General features: G+C 70.9%; 16 protein-coding genes and 1 pseudogene. 5 read left to right on the top strand and 12 right to left on the bottom strand.

The genetic code is table 11. The features are described 5' to 3' along the window. Window positions 1-75: 75 nt before the first annotated feature. Together NAMU_RS03420 and NAMU_RS03415 are read left to right on the top strand one after the other, a co-directional pair. Window positions 76-1311: an MFS transporter gene (locus NAMU_RS03420; protein ID WP_015746018.1), complete on the top strand. Its 1236-nt coding sequence runs from the start codon at window positions 76-78 to the stop codon at window positions 1309-1311. A gap of 13 nt (window positions 1312-1324) precedes the next feature. Further along, window positions 1325-1690, top strand: coding sequence for a hypothetical protein (locus tag NAMU_RS03415; RefSeq protein WP_015746017.1), 366 nt, complete (start codon window positions 1325-1327; stop codon window positions 1688-1690). Here the strand turns inward: NAMU_RS03415 and NAMU_RS03410 are convergent. The 6 genes from NAMU_RS03410 to NAMU_RS03385 form a co-directional block, all read right to left on the bottom strand. Next, on the bottom strand, window positions 1680-2933 hold the full coding sequence (locus NAMU_RS03410) for an MFS transporter (RefSeq protein WP_015746016.1): 1254 nt from the start codon (window positions 2931-2933) through the stop codon (window positions 1680-1682). The genes NAMU_RS03415 and NAMU_RS03410 overlap by 11 nt on opposite strands. A gap of 145 nt (window positions 2934-3078) precedes the next feature. After that, entirely contained in the window at window positions 3079-3735 is a 657-nt protein-coding gene (locus NAMU_RS03405) for an NUDIX hydrolase N-terminal domain-containing protein (RefSeq protein WP_015746015.1), read from the bottom strand. Between the two features lie 3 nt (window positions 3736-3738). After that, on the bottom strand, window positions 3739-4161 hold the full coding sequence (locus NAMU_RS03400) for a DUF7144 family membrane protein (protein WP_015746014.1): 423 nt from the start codon (window positions 4159-4161) through the stop codon (window positions 3739-3741). Window positions 4162-4273: 112 nt separating this feature from the next. After that, window positions 4274-5044 (bottom strand): SGNH/GDSL hydrolase family protein, encoded by a 771-nt coding sequence (locus tag NAMU_RS03395; RefSeq protein ID WP_015746013.1) that lies wholly within the window; start codon window positions 5042-5044, stop codon window positions 4274-4276. 164 nt (window positions 5045-5208) lie between these two features. After that, window positions 5209-6606 (bottom strand): IS110 family RNA-guided transposase, encoded by a 1398-nt coding sequence (locus tag NAMU_RS03390; RefSeq protein ID WP_041368389.1) that lies wholly within the window; start codon window positions 6604-6606, stop codon window positions 5209-5211. Between the two features lie 404 nt (window positions 6607-7010). Beyond that, window positions 7011-7655: a TetR/AcrR family transcriptional regulator gene (locus NAMU_RS03385; RefSeq protein ID WP_041369739.1), complete on the bottom strand. Its 645-nt coding sequence runs from the start codon at window positions 7653-7655 to the stop codon at window positions 7011-7013. A 96-nt stretch (window positions 7656-7751) separates the two neighbouring features. Here NAMU_RS03385 and NAMU_RS31655 point away from each other — a divergent pair. Next, window positions 7752-9178 (top strand): annotated as a pseudogene (locus NAMU_RS31655) (purine-cytosine permease family protein). Window positions 9179-9224: 46 nt separating this feature from the next. Here NAMU_RS31655 and NAMU_RS03375 read toward each other — a convergent pair. Further along, the gene (locus NAMU_RS03375; RefSeq protein ID WP_015746010.1) at window positions 9225-10148 is read right to left on the bottom strand and encodes an ROK family protein; all 924 of its coding nucleotides are present in this window, start codon (window positions 10146-10148) and stop codon (window positions 9225-9227) included. Window positions 10149-10292: 144 nt separating this feature from the next. On the opposite strand from NAMU_RS03375, the gene NAMU_RS03370 reads away from it, so the two are divergent. Then, entirely contained in the window at window positions 10293-11024 is a 732-nt protein-coding gene (locus tag NAMU_RS03370) for an ANTAR domain-containing response regulator (RefSeq protein WP_015746009.1), read from the top strand. A 242-nt stretch (window positions 11025-11266) separates the two neighbouring features. Here NAMU_RS03370 and NAMU_RS03365 read toward each other — a convergent pair whose 3' ends face one another. Further along, window positions 11267-12079, bottom strand: coding sequence for an SDR family NAD(P)-dependent oxidoreductase (locus NAMU_RS03365; protein WP_015746008.1), 813 nt, complete (start codon window positions 12077-12079; stop codon window positions 11267-11269). Between the two features lie 79 nt (window positions 12080-12158). Continuing rightward, window positions 12159-13037, bottom strand: coding sequence for an alpha/beta hydrolase (locus NAMU_RS03360; RefSeq protein ID WP_015746007.1), 879 nt, complete (start codon window positions 13035-13037; stop codon window positions 12159-12161). A gap of 179 nt (window positions 13038-13216) precedes the next feature. On the opposite strand from NAMU_RS03360, the gene NAMU_RS03355 reads away from it, so the two are divergent. After that, complete coding sequence (locus tag NAMU_RS03355) at window positions 13217-14158, top strand: helix-turn-helix domain-containing protein (RefSeq protein ID WP_015746006.1); 942 nt, start codon at window positions 13217-13219, stop codon at window positions 14156-14158. Here NAMU_RS03355 and NAMU_RS03350 read toward each other — a convergent pair. Genes NAMU_RS03350 through NAMU_RS29060 form a run of 3 tightly spaced genes read right to left on the bottom strand, consistent with a single transcriptional unit; the run spans window position 14121 to window position 16722 of the window. Beyond that, a complete protein-coding gene (locus NAMU_RS03350) occupies window positions 14121-15557 on the bottom strand; it encodes a threonine/serine exporter family protein (protein WP_052307786.1) in 1437 nt (478 codons plus the stop codon). The two genes, NAMU_RS03355 and NAMU_RS03350, sit on opposite strands and share 38 nt — an antisense overlap. Then, window positions 15550-16158, bottom strand: a complete 609-nt coding sequence (recR, locus tag NAMU_RS03345) for a recombination mediator RecR (RefSeq protein ID WP_015746004.1) — start codon at window positions 16156-16158, stop codon at window positions 15550-15552. Before recR ends, NAMU_RS03350 begins: the two co-directional genes overlap by 8 nt. Then, a complete protein-coding gene (locus tag NAMU_RS29060) occupies window positions 16159-16722 on the bottom strand; it encodes a YbaB/EbfC family nucleoid-associated protein (RefSeq protein WP_217180735.1) in 564 nt (187 codons plus the stop codon). Between the last annotated feature and the right edge of the window lie 41 nt (window positions 16723-16763).

Raw genomic sequence — 16763 nt, 5'->3', positions numbered from 1 at the left:
CTGACGGCACCGGCGGGCCCCGGCCGGCAGTCCTTCGCGTAGCTTCCTTTTCGACGGACGAAGGGACGGTGGCCGGTGCCCAGCGGGGAAGGCGCGGAGGTGACGCTGCGCGACATCGCGCCCGCCGCGTTCCTGCCGCCCGCGGTGTTCGCCGTCGGCCAGGGCGCGATCGCGCCGGTCATCGTCATCTCGGCGACCGACCTGGGCGCCAGTCCGGCCATGGCCGCGCTGGTGGTGGCGCTGGCCGGCCTGGGCCAGGTCTGCGCGGACATCCCGGCCGGGTCGCTGGTGCACCGGTTCGGCGAGCGACCGACGATGATCGGCGCCGCCCTGCTGACCGTGCTCGCCCTCGTCGGCTGCATGGTCGCCGGCCAGCTGATCCTGTTCGCCGCGGCGATCTTCGTCACCGGTGCGTGCACCGCGGTCTGGCTGCTGGCCCGGCAGGCCTTCGTCACCGAGGTGGTGCCCTACCGGCTGCGGGCCCGGGCGATGTCCACCCTCGGCGGGGTGTTCCGGATCGGACTGTTTATCGGCCCGTTCGTCGGCTCGGCCGCGGTGCACGCGGTCGGCCTGTGGGGCGCCTACGCCGTGCACGTGGTCGCCGCCCTGGTCGCCGCCGGCACCCTGCTGGTCGTGGGTGACCCGAAGGTCGACCCGGCCGGCCCGGGCGGGACGGCCCAGCCCCGCGCGAGGTTCCCGGCCGTCCTGAGCGAACAGCGGTCGGTGTTCGCCACGCTGGGTGTGGGGGTGCTGCTGGTCAGCGCGATCCGCGCGGTGCGGCAGGTCGCGTTGCCGCTGTGGGGTCAGGAACTCGGGCTGTCCCCGGCGGCCATCTCGCTGATCTTCGGGGTGTCCGGCGCCATCGACATGCTGCTGTTCTACCCGGCGGGCAAGGTGATGGACCGGTTCGGGCGGATGTGGGTGGCCGTTCCGGCGATGACGGTCCTCGGGCTGTCACTGATCGTCCTGCCGCTGACCGACACCGCCACCGGCCTGATGGTGGTCGGCCTGATCATGGGTATCGGCAACGGGATGAGCGCCGGCCTGGTGATGACGCTGGGCGCCGATCTCGCCCCGCCCGGGCAGCGGCCCGTCTTCCTGGGCATCTGGCGGGTGTTCTCCGACTCCGGGAACGGAGCCGGACCCTTCGTCATCGCCGGGGTGACCGCGCTGGCCTCGCTCGGGGCGGGCATCGTCGCGATGGGCATCGTCGGGCTGCTGGGCGGGGGCTGGCTCGGCTACTGGATCCCGCGCCGGGTGCCGCCACCCACCCCGCGGGACAAAGTCGTGGCCGACGGCGGGCCCCGTTGACACACTCGCCGGCATGGTCCGTCGCCGCCGCCGTTCCACCGTCACCGCCGTCGACCAGATCGCGCAGCCGCCGTCGCCCCGGCTGGTCGCCCCGGACGGCCGCGTCTTCGGGCGGGTCGACGCGCTCACTCCGGCCGGGGCGATGGACCTGGTGCGCGCCGGGGCCCGGGTGGCGTGGGATTCCTGCGGTTGCCTCGGCGGGTTCTGCGACCTGGTCTGGTTCGACCCGGCCGACGGACCCCGCCTGCACGCGGCCGGTCCGCCGATCCTGCACACCAAGAAGGGCACGGACGGCGAACTGACCTACTGGCGCAGCCCCGACGGGCCGATTCTGGTCCTGGCCACCTACGACGTCCGCTGGGGCCGGTTCATGTACTGATCTGCGGCGCCGGCGCCCCGGCGGCGAGCACCCGCTCGGCCGGGGCGACCGCGCCGGCCTGGGCGCGGCGCAGCGAGGGCAGGAACGCCAGGGCGACGACGATCGCCAGGATCGCCGCCCCGGAGGTCACCCAGTAGGCCGTGTGCGCGCCGAACCGGTCGATGATGACGCCGGCCAGCGGGGAGGCCACGGCGATGCCCACGGCCACGCCCGAGGTCACCCAGGCCATCGATTCGGTGAGCCGGGCCCCCGGCACCACCCGCTCGACGAAGGCCATGCCCGAGATCAGCACGGGCGAGCAGGCCAATCCGGCGACGAACAGCCCGACGGCGATCTGCCAGACCTGGGGTAGGAACGGCAGCGGCGCGGTCACGACGGCCAGCGTCGCGGTGGCCAGCACGAACTGGCGCAGCAGGGAGGCCCGCAGGGTCAGCGCCCCGAAGACCAGGCCGGCCAGCAGCGAGCCGACCGCGTACAGCGCCAGCACCACCCCGGCCGCCTCCGGCACCCCGGAGGCCTTGGCGAAGGCCACCGTGGTCACCTCGAAGGAGCCGAACAGCGCGCCCATCATCACGAACACCGCGGCGATGGCGGCCACCCCGGGCAGCAGGATCGCCGGCCGGCCCTTGGTCGCCGAGTGGCGACCGCTGGGCGTCGGCTCGGTGCGCCGCTGCGAGAGCAGCAGCACGGTGCCGACCAACAGCATCGCCGTGGCCAGCAGCAGGCCGGCACTCGGATTGATCTGCAGCGCGACGATGGTGGCCAGCGGCGGGCCGAGGATGAACACGGCCTCGTCGATCAGCGATTCCCAGGCGAACGCGGTGCGCAGCAACGGGCTGCCGTGCAGCTGCGCGGACCAGCGGGCCCGCACCAGCGGGCCCATGATCGGCTGCGACGCCCCGGCCACCAGGGCCAGGACGTAGATCGGCCAGGTCAGCGGGGTCCACAGGGTGATGGCGATCATCCCGATCACCGCGGGCACGTGGATGGCCAGCTGGATCGGCACCACCTTGAACTGGCCGAACGAGTCGATCAGCCGGCTGACCTGGGGTCCGATGATCGCGTTGGAGACGGCGTAGATGGCCGCGACGGCGCCGGCCACCGCGTAGGAGCCCCGTTCCGCGGACAGCAGCATGACGGCGCCCAGGCCCATCATCGACATCTGCATCCGGGCCAGGAACCCGGCGGCCGTGAAGCGGAGAGCACCAGGGCGCCGCAGCACCTGCGCGTACGAGCCGAACACGAGAACTACCCCACACCCTGCGCCGGCGGACCGGCCACCATCATCGTTTCTGTACCAACCAGTCGGTACAGGCTACGACCTGGGCCGCCGGAAGTCGACCCCATTGCCCGCGGGTCCATGGCCGGCCCCGATGCCGGCTCGGCGGTCAGTCGAACTCGGTCGGCAGGGTGCGGTCCCGGTGGTGGGCCACGACCCGCCCCAGTTCATGCACGTTGATCCGACCGGAGGACAGTGGCGGCAGCTCGTCGAGGCCGAACCAGCCGACCTCCAGCGTCTCCAGGGCCTGGGGCGGCCCGACCTCGCCCGTCGCCTCGCAGAGGAAGAACAGTTTGTAAATGGAGAACGGCAGCTTGGGTGTATGCCCCCGCGCGTCGCGGTCCCAGCAGCCGACGAGCTTGACCGCCCGCGCGCCGTAGCCTGTCTCTTCCCGCACTTCGCGCTCGACAGCGACCGAGGGAGTGTCCAGCGGATCGGCCCACCCGCCGGGCAGCGACCAGTACCCGTCCAGCCGCTCCCGCATCAGCAGGACCCGCTCCCGGTCATCGACCAGCGCGCCCCGAACGTCGATCTTGGGCGTCGCGTACCCGCGATCGTCACCGAGTTGCAGTCGCCAGCCATCCCGCGAGCCGCCGCCCACCACCGTCAGCAGGTCCAGCGCCAACGCCGCCATCTTCTGGTAGCGGTCGACGTCGTACCTGTCGTCCGCATAGTGCAACCCGCTCTGGGCGATGGCGGTCAGGGTGATGGCCGCACGCCGGACCGCCTCGGCGTGGTCGGTGTTCTCGATCCGGTCCGGGGTCACCGGTCAGTTCGTGCGGAAGAAGGCCGAAGCCTTCGGCGAGTACAGGATCGCCAGCACGATCACCCCGAGGACGATGCTGCCCACCGTCGACCAGCGAGCGCCGCCCGGGTGCGCGAACAGCAGCCACACGGAGCTGGCGATGCTCAGGACGGTCACTACCGCGACCACGAGCCGGGCGAAGTTGTTGCCGTTGGCCAGCCCACGGGCGACCAGCAGGTAAACCAGCCCGATGACCGTCAACAGGATGCCGAGCCACAGTGCGAGGGATGAGGCCGACACACCGGACGGAGGCGCGTCACCGGTGACGTTGATGCTGTCCCGCGTGAACACGAGCACCAGGCCGACGAAGATCGAGAACAGGCCCTCGATGACGACCAGGATGAGCAGAAGGGTGACCAGAGCAGGTCGCCGGGTCGGAAGGGTCATGACATCCCTCTCCCGCGCGCTTGCGGCGCGCGTGGTGTGAGCGAGACCGACCGCCGACCCGACAGGTCGATACCGTGCGAGGAATATACCCAGCCGGACCCGCCGCGGCCGGTCAACGCAGCGACATGTCCAGCAGGTCGGCCACCGCCGCCATGCCGGCCGCCGTCGGGTGGAACGAGCCGGCCGTTCGGCGGGCATCGGGCACGAAATCGCCGATCCAGGGTTGCGCCGACCCCAGCCCGTGGCCGCGGCTGAGTTCGGACACCGCGAGCAACTCGGCCGACGACCGGGCCGCCGCGGACCGGTAGGCCCGCTCGAGCCCGTCCTGAAGGGCCCGGAAGGCCGCCAGCTCGTCGTCGGCGAAGTCGACGACGGCCGAGCGCGACCCCGGATCCAGGACGGTCAGGTAGTCGACCAGCACGACCCGCGCGCGCGGCGCCCGGGCCCGGGCCGCGTCGACGATCCGGGCCAGGCCGTGGGCCACCGCGCCGACCGCGTCCTCGGTGGCCGGCGGGATGCGCGGGTACTGCGGCCCGAGCAGGGTGGCCATCGGCGCGGTCGGATCGTGCCGCCGCCAGGCGGTGGCCAGCAGGGAACCGATGTAACGCAGGTCGTTGCCCCCGGCGGTGATCGTCACCAGGTCGGCGTCCGCGGGCAGCCCGTCGATCTGCGGCGGGAACTGCACCGTCGGCGCGATCGTCTGCGCGTCGTCCAGGATCGTCGCGGTGGTCGCCCCGGACACGCTCAGGTCGACCAGGTCGGCTCCCAGCGCCCGGGCCAACCGATGCGGGTAGTTGACCGCCGACCGCATGGCCGCCCGTTCGGCCACCGGTTCCAGGGTCGGTCCGGCCGCGAACGAACTGCCCAGCGCAGCGATCAGCATCGCTCGATCCTCACACTTCGAGCCAGCGGCCCCGCCCGGCACCGGCGACGGCATGACCCGGCCAGGGCGTGACCCGGTTGGTTCGCTGACCGGAAAATCAACGTGCCGTTGGGCAGCCAAGGGTGACCCGTGGTGGTGACCATCGGGTTGAGTGGGTGTCGGGTTTAGGCGGCCGCGGTCAGGGTGACGTTGAAGCCGAGGGCTTCGAGTTGCCGGACGTGGTTACGGGTTCGGCGTCCGATGTCGATGCGTTGGTCGTTGAAGTCGACGCCGAGGTCGTGGAAGGTCGTGCCGGGGTTGGCGAGCAGGTGCCAGATGATGACAAGGATGGATCGGGCGATGGCGACGATCGTTTTGAGTTTGCCGCGGCGTTTGATCAGGCGTCGATAGCGTTCTCCCAGGAAGGTTTGGGTCTTGCCGCCGGTCGCGGCCGCTTCACCGAGCACGGCGCGCAGGTAACGGTTGCCCTTGCCGGTCTTACCGGTTGTTGATCGTTTCCCGGACTGGATCGTGCGGGGGCACAGCCGGGTCCAGGACACCAGATGGCCAGCGGTCGGGAACCGGCTCATGTCCAGCCCGATCTCGGCGATGATGACCTGTGCGTTGCTTGGGCCGATCCCGGGTATCTGGTCCAGGATCTTGATCATGTCTGCGGCCGTCGGCGGTGTCCGGCGCTGGGCCGCCTCGTCGGCGGGTGCGTTCGCCCTCGTACCGGGCCGAGTTTGGCCATCCGGTGCGGGGCGGTCCGGATCGGGGGTGTTACCGGCCGGCAACCTGGCCAGGAGTGCCTCGATGCGTGCGGTCAGGACGTCGATCTGATCGGTCAGCGTGTCGATCTGATGCAGCAGCATCCGGGCCAGCTCGGCGTGATGATCGTCGAACTGACCGGTCAGCGACTCGACCAGGTCGGCGTGCTTGAGCCGCATCCGGCCGCGGGCCATGCCGGCCAGAACCCGCGGGTCCCGCTGGCCCGCGATCAGGGCCTCAATCATGTCCCGGACGGACAGGGTGTCGATCCTGCTCGCCACGGAGGTGACCTTGATCAGGGCGTCCTCCAGCAGCTTCTCCAGCCGTTGCCAGTACCTGGTCCGGTCGCCGGTCAGATCGGCCCGCATCCGGGTGTAGTCGCGCAACTGCCGGACCTGCGCTGATGGCACGAACGATGGACGCAACAGCCCCTTCTCGGTGAGCTTGGCCAACCACACACTGTCCAGCTTGTCCGTTTTGGGGCGACCGGGGACGTTCTTGACATCGCGGGCATTGACCAACTGCACGTCCAGGCCATGAGCTTCCAGCAGATAGAACCAGATCCGCCAGTAGTCCGAGGTCGATTCCAGGGTCACCTTCTCGATGCCCTGGTCTGACAGCTGTGCGGCCAGGCCCAGGACCGCTCTGGTTCGGGCCGGGACGTCCCAGACTTTGCTCACTCGCCGACCCGTCCCGGACGCGGCTGGTACGCGAACGCAGACTGTGCCCGAGTCCTTGCCCACGTCGATCGCGCAGACCCGCTGCACGATCTGTTCATGGGGTTCGTCGAGGATCTCCTCGACCTGTTTGGTCATCACACCGCGTCGCTCCTTCCCTGAGGTGCACCACCGCCACGGCGGGCTGCCCGGGGGCCTCGGTCGGGAACCGAAAATCTGACCGGCGTGCTCGAAGCAACAGTGCGTGACCCGTCAAGGTCGGGCCCCGGCGCCAGACTGATCAACGGGCTCGAAGCTCAAGCGAACGAATCGGCGTCGACAGGCAACCCACCACCCATTTTCACGCCGTCGTGGCGTCACCGGAAGGGACAGGGTGACTGATCAAAGCCGCGCCAAAACCAGAATCCCGGGCTCCCCACGCGGGAAAGATCAGCGAACCCCAGCACGCCCCCAGACATCGCTGATCAAAGCCGCGCCAAAACCAGGATCCCGGGCTCCCCGCGCGGGAAAGATCAGCGAACCCCGGAACAACCGGCCGGAGGTCAGCCGGGAAGAGCACCGCCCCGGGCGAGCGTGCCCGGTGCCAGCCCGAGCTCGCGTTCGGCCAGGGCGGCATGCATGGTGAGCACCCTTTCCGGCCGCTGGATCGTGCCGGTGTTGACGTGCGCGCTCAACCCGTCCAGCACGACCAGGATCATCATCACCACGACCTCCGGGTCGTCGGTGGTGAACTCGCCGGCCGCGATGCCGTCGGCGATCAGACCGCCCAACCGGTCCCGCCAGGCCGTCTCCTGCTGCGCCACCCGCTCGGCCAGCAGCGGTCGGTAGCGGGCCAGGTGCCGGACGTTGACCCAGAGCCGGCTCATCTCGTCGTAGGGCGCGAGCATGGTCCGGCTGAAGAACCGGCCCAGCCGGACCGTCGGCGACTCGTCCCGATCGGCCGCCGGCATCAGGATGTCCAGTTCCGCCCCCGCCGCGCTGCCGTAAGCCTCGGCCACCAGGTCGTCGGCCGAGGGGAAGTAGTGACTGATCAGCCCGGGTCGCACGGCCAGGTCGTCGGCCACCCGGCGCAGCGTCACACTTTCCAGCCCCTCGGCCAGCGCGATCGTGCCGGCGGCGGCGACGATCTCCGCCCGGCGGGTCGCCGGGTCCTTGCGAATTCGTTTGCGATCGAGGGTTGACGTCATGCCCACCATGCTATTGACTACGTGACCAATAAGCAATTGGGCGCCCGACCAATAGCCGCCCACTCCCCGACCGCCCCGCCCGATCTGGAGGCCCCCATGACGCTGACCGACCCCACCCACGCCGATCGGCCGCCGGCCGCACCCGCAGTCGCGGCTCCCGACCGCGTCGGCCGGATCGAGACCCACGGCATCGACCACATTCCCGACGCCGAACGGCACGGCCGGCCGATCGAACTGTTCTGGGTGTGGGCCGGGGCGAACGTCAACTACCTGAGCCTGGTCGTCGGCGGCACGCTGGTGCTGATGGGGCTGAGCCTGCCGCAGGCCCTGGCGGTGATCGTGATCGGCAACCTGGGCTGGCTGCTGCCCGGGTTCCTGTCGGTGTCCGGACCGGCCGCCGGCGCACCCAGCGAGGTGATCACCCGCGCGATGTACGGGGTGCGCGGCAATCGGGTCTACACCGCGATCAGCGGCTGGGTGATCTCGGTCTGCTATTTCGCGCTGAACCTGGCCGCCGCGTCGGTGGCCGCGTTCGCCCTGCTGGAGCGGATCGGCATCGAACCGAACCCGATCGAGACCATCGTCGTGGTGGTGGCGATCGCCGCGATCACCCTGGCCATCAGCGTGTTCGGGCACGCCACGATCGTCCGGCTGTACCTGCCCATCACCATCGCGTTGATCGCGGCGTTCGCCGTGGTCGGCACGAGTGTGCTGACGGTCGCTGACTTCTCGGCCGCTCCGGCCGAGAAGATGAGCGGGATCGAGTTGTGGGCCACCATCGCCGCCGGTGTCACGCTGATCGCCGCGGGCCGATGTCGTACACCAACAGCGCGGACTTCTCCCGCTACCTGCCCCGCACCTCGAGCAAGGTCGCGACCGCCGCCTGGACCGCACTGGGCGGCTTTCTGCCCAGCGTGCTGGTCTGCTCGATCGGGGCCCTGGCCGCGACCGCGGTGGACATGTCCGACCCGCAGAACGCCCTGCAGCAGATCCTGCCCGGTTGGTTCGCACCGGTGTTCCTGCTGGCCCTGGTGCTGGGCACCATCTCGGTCAGCGCGCTGACCGCGTATTCGGCCGGCCTGGCCCTGCAGGCGATCGGGGTGCGGATCAGCCGCTCGCGCAGCGTGCTGGTGGACGGGGCGGCGGCCGTCGGGCTGACCCTGTACGGCCTGCTGATCTCGAATTTCCTGGACACGGTGGGCACGGTCCTGCAGCTGACCGTGGTGTTGCTGGGGCCGAGCATGGCCATCTACGCCACCGACATCGTGCTGCGCCGCAACCGGTATGACGGGATCGCGCTGTCCGACGAGACCCGGACCAGCCGGTTCTGGTTCCGCGGCGGTTTCAATCCGGCCGGCGCCGTTGCTCTGCTGGCCGGCATGGTTGCGGCCGCCCTGGGCGTGGACTCGGTCTACACCGGGCCGGTGGCCGCGCTGATCGGGGTGGACGTGGCGATGCCGGCCGGCCTGGTGACCGCGGCCGTGGTCTACGCGATCCTCACGCCGCGCCCGGCCCGAGGGTGATCGGTCAGCGACGCAGGATCAGCGACGCAGTATCAGCGACCCAATATCAGCGACCCAGTATCAGCGCGGCGGCACCGAGCAGGGGCCCGTCCCCGCCGAGGGCGGACCGGGTCACCCGAACGGACCGGGCGTAGGGATGCAACGCGCTGACCTGCACCGCGGCCGCCACCTGCTCGACGTAATCGTCGGCGACGTTGACGAATCCGCCGGCCAGCACGACGGTCTGCAGGTCCAGCAGGGTGGTCGCGGCGGCAATCGCCTCGCCGAGAGCCTCGGCCGACCGGGCCACCGCGCGCCGGGCGACCGGCGATCCGGACCGGTAGTCGGCGGCCAGTTCCTCCCCCGTGCTGCCCGTCCAGCCCTGCGTCCGGGCCCAGGCGACGGTGCCGGGGCCGGCCGCGATTGCCTCCAGCGTGCTGGCCGACGGGTCGGCCCCATCCCTGGTCCGGACCCGGATCTGACCGATGTGCCCGGCATTGCCCGATGTTCCGGTGACCGGGCGGGAATCGATGATGAAGCCTCCGCCGATGCCGGTGGACACGACCATGGCCAGTCCGTTGGCACAACCGGCGAGCTCGCCCCACCGGTGCTCGGCCAACGCGATGCAGGTGCCGTCCAGGGCCAGGACGACCGGCAGGCCGGGATGCAACCCGTCCAGCACCTGCGCCACGACCAGACCGCGTGCAGTCGGCAGGTTGAGCGGCGAAATCGAACCGTTTCGCAGGTCGACCGGTCCGGCCGACCCCACCCCGATCCCCAGGAGCCGTTGCCCGGGGGCCAGGCCGGCCAGCGCCCCGGCCGCCGCGTCCCTGATCGAATCGCCGATCAGTTCCCGGCTGGACGCACGTCCGGTCGGCCGCCGGGTCAGGGTCGACCGGAGGACCTCGCCGTCGAGCGTGATGAGCGCGGCGTCGACCTTGGTCCCTCCCACGTCAATCGCGAGCGCGACATCGCCGTTGAATTCGGACAAGACACAGCCTCCGAGCGGGGTGGCAGATGACCTCGACCGCGGGATGCGCGGTGGTTCCCGATCGTAGGGGCATCCGCCGTCCACGACGGCCGCGAACCGGACCCGTGCTTGAGCCACTACGCAGTGCTTGATAGACTACGCACCATGACATCACGATCGGATGTGGCCGCCGGAGACCGGGGCCACCAGGACGCCCCCGGCGACGGTGGCCTGACCCGCGACGGCGGGTCAGGACCCAGCGACGCGTCGCGGTTCCCCAGCCTGATCGGCGAGCCGAAACCGGAGCCGACGCGCACCGCCGTGCTCGTCGACCGAGATGCTCCGACCCGCGCTGCGGTGGCCCGGGTGCTGGCCGATCACGGGTTCCGCATCGTGGCCGAGACCGATGACCCGGCCCAGGCGGGTGCGGTGACCCGGGAGGTGAGGCCGGATCTGATCGTGCTCGCCCTGGCCCCCGGACCCGACGACTTGCCGGCCGTCGCCGAGGTCACGGCCGAGCGCACCGGTCCGGTGATCGTGCTCACCGACGACACCGACCGGCCACTGCTGGCCGCCGTCCGGGACGCGGGCGTCCATGCCCTGCTGCCGGCCTTCCCGAGCCGGTCGTTGCTGGCCCCCGCGGTCGAGTTGGCGGTGGCCCGCTTCGCCGAGATCGCGGGGCTCACCGCCGAGGTCGAGGCGGCCGCCAAGCGGCTGGAGACCCGCAAGCTCATCGATCGGGCCAAGGGTCTGTTGATGACGCACCGCGGCATGACCGAGCCCGAGGCTTTCCGCTGGATCCAACGCACCGCGATGGACCGGCGCAAGAGCTCCGCGGCCGTCGCCACCCAGGTGATCGCCGAGTTCGACCGCGCACCCATCAGCGCCGCCTCCTGACCTGCGGCCGGGCCGTCCGGCCCACGCCCGACTCATCGTGCGGTGCACCCACCGTCCTCGGTCGACGTCGAACCCGACATCCACCGCGACTCGCCGGTCACGGTGGCCGTCGTCGGCCAGCCGTCCAGGACGACCGGCCACCGCCAGCCGGCGAGATCGACACTGCCGGCCGGCGGTGGGCTTGGGTGGCGGCGGGGGGAGACGCCCCCGACGAGCGCCTCCCTCGGTATACGCCGCTGGGCTCAGACCGAGTACCGGCAGAGCGTCTCGCCGCCGTCGATGCGCACGAGATCGCCGTGCACGTAGCTGGATTCGTCGCTGGCCAGGTACAGGGCCAGGTTGGCCACGTCGGCCATCTCACCCCAGCGCTTGAGCGGCACACTGTCGGCGAAGGTCTGCATGAAGGCCATGTCCTCGTACAGGTCCCGGGTCAGCGCCGTCTTGGCGTAGGTGGGGCAGATCCCGTTGACCCGGATGCCCTCGGGTCCGTACTCGATGGCCGCGCACCGGGTCAGGTTGGCCTGCGCGCCCTTGGAGATGTTGTAGACCGACTGCCGCGGGTGGCCCTGCAGCCCGGCGGTGGACACCAGGTTCACGATGGTGCCGCGCTGGCCGGTGGCCGGGTTCGGGTCCTGCCGGCGGAACTGCACCACCGCGGACTGGGTGCCGAAGAAGGTGCCCTTGGCGTTGACGTTGAAGCAGGCGTCCAGGTCCTCCTCGGTGAACTCGTCGAACAGCTTGCCGCCGCGATAGATCCCGGCGTTGTTGAACATGACGTCCAGCCGGCCGAAGCTCTCCACCGCGGCCGCGACGGCCGCGTCGGTGTCGGCCTTACGGGTGACGTCGCAGCGGACGAAGACCGCCTGCCCGCCCTTGCTGCGGATCAGCTCGTCGGTGGGGTGCTCCAGATCGTCCTCGAAGCCCTTGGGCAGCGGCTTGTCGATGATGTCGGCGACCACCACCGACGCCCCCTCCGCGGCGAACAGCAGCGCCGCGGCACGGCCGAAACCCGAAGACGCACCGGTGATCACGGCCACCTTGTCCCGAAGTCTCATCTCAGACCCCCGCCCCGACCAGCAGGTGCCGGCGGAACCAGTCCAGCTGCACGCCCGCCGAGATGTCGAAACCCTTGACTTAGGCGTCGAAGTGGCCACCGGGCAGGACGACCAGCTGCTTGGGCTCGCGGGCCGTCTCGAACCCGTCCAACGCGATCCGGGTCGGGGTGAGCACGTCGTTCTGGGCCACGCACATCAGCAGCGGGGTGGGCGCGATCAGCCGGATGTAGGCCCCGGGCTGGTATTCGGAGAACCGCTCGACGCTGCGCAGCGTGCAAGAGTTGACGTAGCTGGGGGCGCGCAGCTTGTGGGTGCCGATGAACCACTCGTAGGAGTCCGGCGTGGGCAGCGCGGACGGGGCCATCGGATCCTCGTTGACCACGTCGATCATCGCCGGCGGCTGGCCGGCATACCGGGCCCGCCGGTCGGCGTCGAAGCCGGCCCGGGCGCCGTCGACGAAGTCGGCCCGGACCAGTTGCCGGAAGTTGGCGTCGCCGTCGACGACGGGCACCTGGCTGGTGACCGCCTTGACCCGGCGGTCGGTGGCCGCGACCACCAGCACGTGCGCGCCGGAGTAGCTCGAGCCCCAGATGCCGATGCGGTCCGGGTCCACCCCCGGCAGCGTCTCGGCGAAGGTGATCGCGTTGCGGAAGTCGTCGATCTGGCGTTGCGGGTCGATCTCGCCGCGCGGCTCGCCGTCCGAGGCGCCCAGGTTGCGGTTGTCGTAGACCAGGACGTTCAGGCCGCCGGCCGAGAAGTGCTCGGCGTAGCGGTCCAGGTACATCTCCTTGACCGCGGCGAACCCGTGACACATCACGATCACCGGGGCCGTTTCGGCGTCTCCCGCGGCGCGGTAGTACCAACCCCGCAGGGTGACCCCGTCCGAGTCGAACTCGACGTCCTGACGGTTCTCCGGGTCGGCGACCGCCGCCGTCGGATCGTCCAAAGTGCTTGTCATTCAGGCTCCTTCACACCGGTGTGCGGATTCCGTGATCGTCTGCAGCGCCAACCTAAGACGTGACCGGGACCACAATCCATGCACATTCGTGCCGAGATCCGGCCGGTTTGCGCCATCGGGCGGGGCCCCCTTGTCGCCCGGACCGGCAGCCTTTACGGTCGAGGGCGCCAGGAGGTGCAATGACGCAACCCGACGACTGGTCGTTTCGCACGCACGGCCGCGCGGAGGCCTACGACGCGTGGAGCCGGATGCTGTCCACCACGCACCTGCCGTGGAGCATCACCGAGCTGGTGCAGGACCCGCAGACCGGCTTCGGCGCCTCGGTGCGCCGGCGCCACCTGGCCGACCTGGTGCTGGTCGACTGCTCCTGCGACCCGAACGCGGGGGTGCGCGGCAGCCACGAGATCGCCGGCACCGACGGCGGCTACCTGGTGATGCTGATGACGCTGCGCGGCCGCGAGGTGGTCCGGCAGGGCGAGAGCCAGGCGGCGCTGGAGCCGGGCAGCGTGGTGGTCTGGGATTCCGAGACGCCGGCCGAGTTCCTGGTCCGCGAGCCGCTGGTCAAACGCAGCCTGCTGGTGCCCAAGGCGGCGCTGGCCGAGGTCGGCGCCCGCGGCGAGCTGATGACCGGGTCCGTGCTGGACGCCACCGCGCCGGCCGTCACCCTGCTCAGCGGCTACCTGGACGCGCTGTCGGCCACCATCGACCAACTACCGCTGGGCGCGCTGCCGGCCGCCCGGAACGCGACCATCGAGCTGCTGGCCGCCGCGCTGCAGGAACCGGTCCGGGTCCCGCAGGCCACCGCCGCCACCCGGACCGTGGCCGAGGCCTACATCGACAAGCACCTGCGTCAGCAGCGGCTGTCCGCGGCCGAGGTCAGCCGGGCGGTCGGGGTCTCGGTCCGGTCCCTGCACCGGGCCTTCGAGGATTCCGGGGAGAGCGTGGCCTCGTTCATCCGGCTGCGCCGGCTGGCCCGGGCCCGTGACGACCTGCTCGCCGGGATGAGCGTCGGCCAGGTCGCCCGGCGCTGGCACTACACCGACCCGAGTCACTTCTCCCGCTCGTTCAAGCGGCACTTCGGGGTCAACCCGAGCGACCTGACCCCGGCCCTCGACCGCTGAAGCGGACCCGCCGGCGTTGCCGCTCCGACCGTCGGCGCAAGACCCGCAGCCGCCAGGTGCGCCGGATCGCCCCGGCGTCCTTGGTGATCGACATCCCGACCAGCACCCCAAAGGCCACCGCGAAGATGGAGATGCCGGTGATGATCAGATCCTGGACACCGCTGGTCTCCCCCATGGCCAGGCTCGACACGCCGCGGAACCCCAGCGCCCCGGGCAGCAACAGCCAGAACGCCGGCAACAGCAGCACCGCGCCCGGCGGGCTGTGCGGGAACTTCGAGAGCAGGTGGCTCAGCGGCACGATGACCAGGCCGCCGAGCAGGCCGGACAGCGAGGGGGTCAGCAGCAGCGCGCCCGCGGTCTGCGCGGCGTAGGAGCCGTAGAGGGCGATCAGCAGGAAGATCAGCGCCCCCGGGGGCGCGCTGGAATACAGCATGTAGCCGACGCCGACCAGGGCCACCCCGACCCAGGGCGCCCAGGCGCCCGCCTGGACCGCTCCGGAATGCTCCGGGTAGCCGATCAGGTTGAGCCCGGCGAACACCCCGAACGCCAGCAGCAGCAGCTGGGACATGCCCCAGACCAGCCGGCTGGCGCCGGAGACGATCTGCGCCCCGGCCAGCTCGATGGTGGCGATGGTCAGGGTGGCCCCGGGCAGGAAGGTGATCAGGCCGGGGACGACCAACCGGATCGGGTCGTCCCGCACGAACGGGGCCACCACCTCCACCGCCAGCACCGTCACCAGGAACGCGGCGATCACCGGCAGGGCCACCGACAGGGTGCCCCACCGGCCGGCCAGCAGTCGCAGCAGCGCGACGAACAGCCCGAGGCCGGCGTAGAACGGCAGGCCGACCAGGTCCGGGTTGAGCAGCAGGCCGAAGCCGACCGCCAGCACCATCTGCCCCACCACGGAGACCCACACGGGGAACCGGGGTTCGGCCGTCAGGATCCGGTCCAGCCGCTCCAGCCCGGCGGCCGGGCTGATCGTGCCCGTCTTGAGCAGGGCCACCAGGTCGTTGACCTGACCGATCTGGTCCAGCCGCAGGTCCCGGTTGGGCACGGTGACCAGGTCGACCTCCGACCGGCTGGAGCGCAGCAGGATGCCCGTGGGCATGACCATGGCCTGCAGGTCGACCTGGTAGACCGCGGCCACGTCCTGCAGCGTCTGGGTGGCGGTGGCCGCCGAGTCGGCGCTGTTGAGCAACGCGACGCCCAGCGCCCGCAACAGCTCCAGCAGATCCGGCGGGGTCGGCAGCGGCTCCGGGCTGATCCGCGGCATCGGCTGGGTGTCGTCGGGTTCGAGCGCGCGGAGAGTGACGCGCAACTGGTCGCGCCAGTGGTAGATGCCACCGGACCCGGTCGAGCTCGCCTCCGACGGGCGGCCCGGATCGCTCGGCTCAGGCATCGACCGAACGTCGACCGGCGAACGCCCGACCGAGGGTGACCTCGTCGGCGTACTCCAGGTCGCCACCCACCGGCAGCCCGCTGGCCAGCCGGGTGACGGTCAAACCGGGGAACGGCTGCAACAACCGGGTCAGGTAGGTGGCGGTCGCCTCCCCTTCCAGGTTGGGATCGGTGGCCAGGATGACCTCCCGGACGCCGGGCGCGGCGATCCGGGTGAGCAACGGGGCGATCCGCAGCTGGTCCGGGCCGATGCCGTCGATCGGCGAGATGGCCCCGCCGAGCACGTGGTACTTGCCGCGGAACTCACGGGTCCGCTCGACCGCGGCGACGTCCTTGGGTTCCTCGACGACGCAGATCACCGCGTCCTCCCGGGCCGGATCGGCGCAGATGCGGCACTTCTCGTCGGCGGCCACGTTCCCGCAGACGGTGCAGAACCGGACCTCGTCCTTGACCCGTTGCAGGGCGCTCTGCAGCCGGGTGATGTCGACCGGGTCGGCGGTGAGCAGGTGGAACGCGATCCGCTGGGCCGACTTGGGCCCGATGCCCGGCAGCCGCCCCAGCTCGTCGATCAGGTCCTGGACGGGACCCTCGTAGACGGCCACTCAGCGCCCGTCCGGCCCGGACAGCGGACGCGGCGAGCCGCCGGTGGGGTCGTCCCCGCCCTCGTCCACCACCGTGTCGATGGTGATGACGTCGATCTCGATGACCTCGGCCCGTCCCCGATCGTCCTGGTTCAGACCGTCCTCCTCCAAGTCGTCCTCGTCGAAGTCCTCGTCGTCTTCGAAGTCGTCATCGTCATCGTCGTCCTGGTCCAGCGACTCGGGTCCGAAGCCGGGCAGGGACAGGCCCATCGCCGACAGGTCGAGCGAGCCGGCCAGCCCGTTGGCGGCCGCGCCCATGGTGTCGTTGGCGATGTCCTGCGCGGCCCGGCGGGCGTCGTGCACGGCGGCCACGATCAGGTCTTCGAGGGTCTCGACCTCGGCCGGATCGACCACGGACGGGTCGATGGACAGCCGGACCAGGTCGCCGCCGCCGGTGAGCACCGCGGTGACCAGGCCGCCCCCGGCGGTGCCGGTGACCTCCTGCTCGGACAGCGAGGCCTGTGCACGTTCCATCTCGGCCTGCATCTGCTGGGCCTGGATGAGGATCTGCGAGAAGTCTGGCATTCCGGGCAGCATGCGGTTCTCCGTTCCAGCGGGCGGTGTGC

The sequence above is a fragment of the Nakamurella multipartita DSM 44233 genome (assembly GCF_000024365.1).
Lineage (GTDB): Bacteria > Actinomycetota > Actinomycetes > Mycobacteriales > Nakamurellaceae > Nakamurella > Nakamurella multipartita.
The sequence above is the reverse complement of the archived record's forward strand: the minus strand, read 5'-3'. Positions and strand labels throughout refer to the sequence as shown.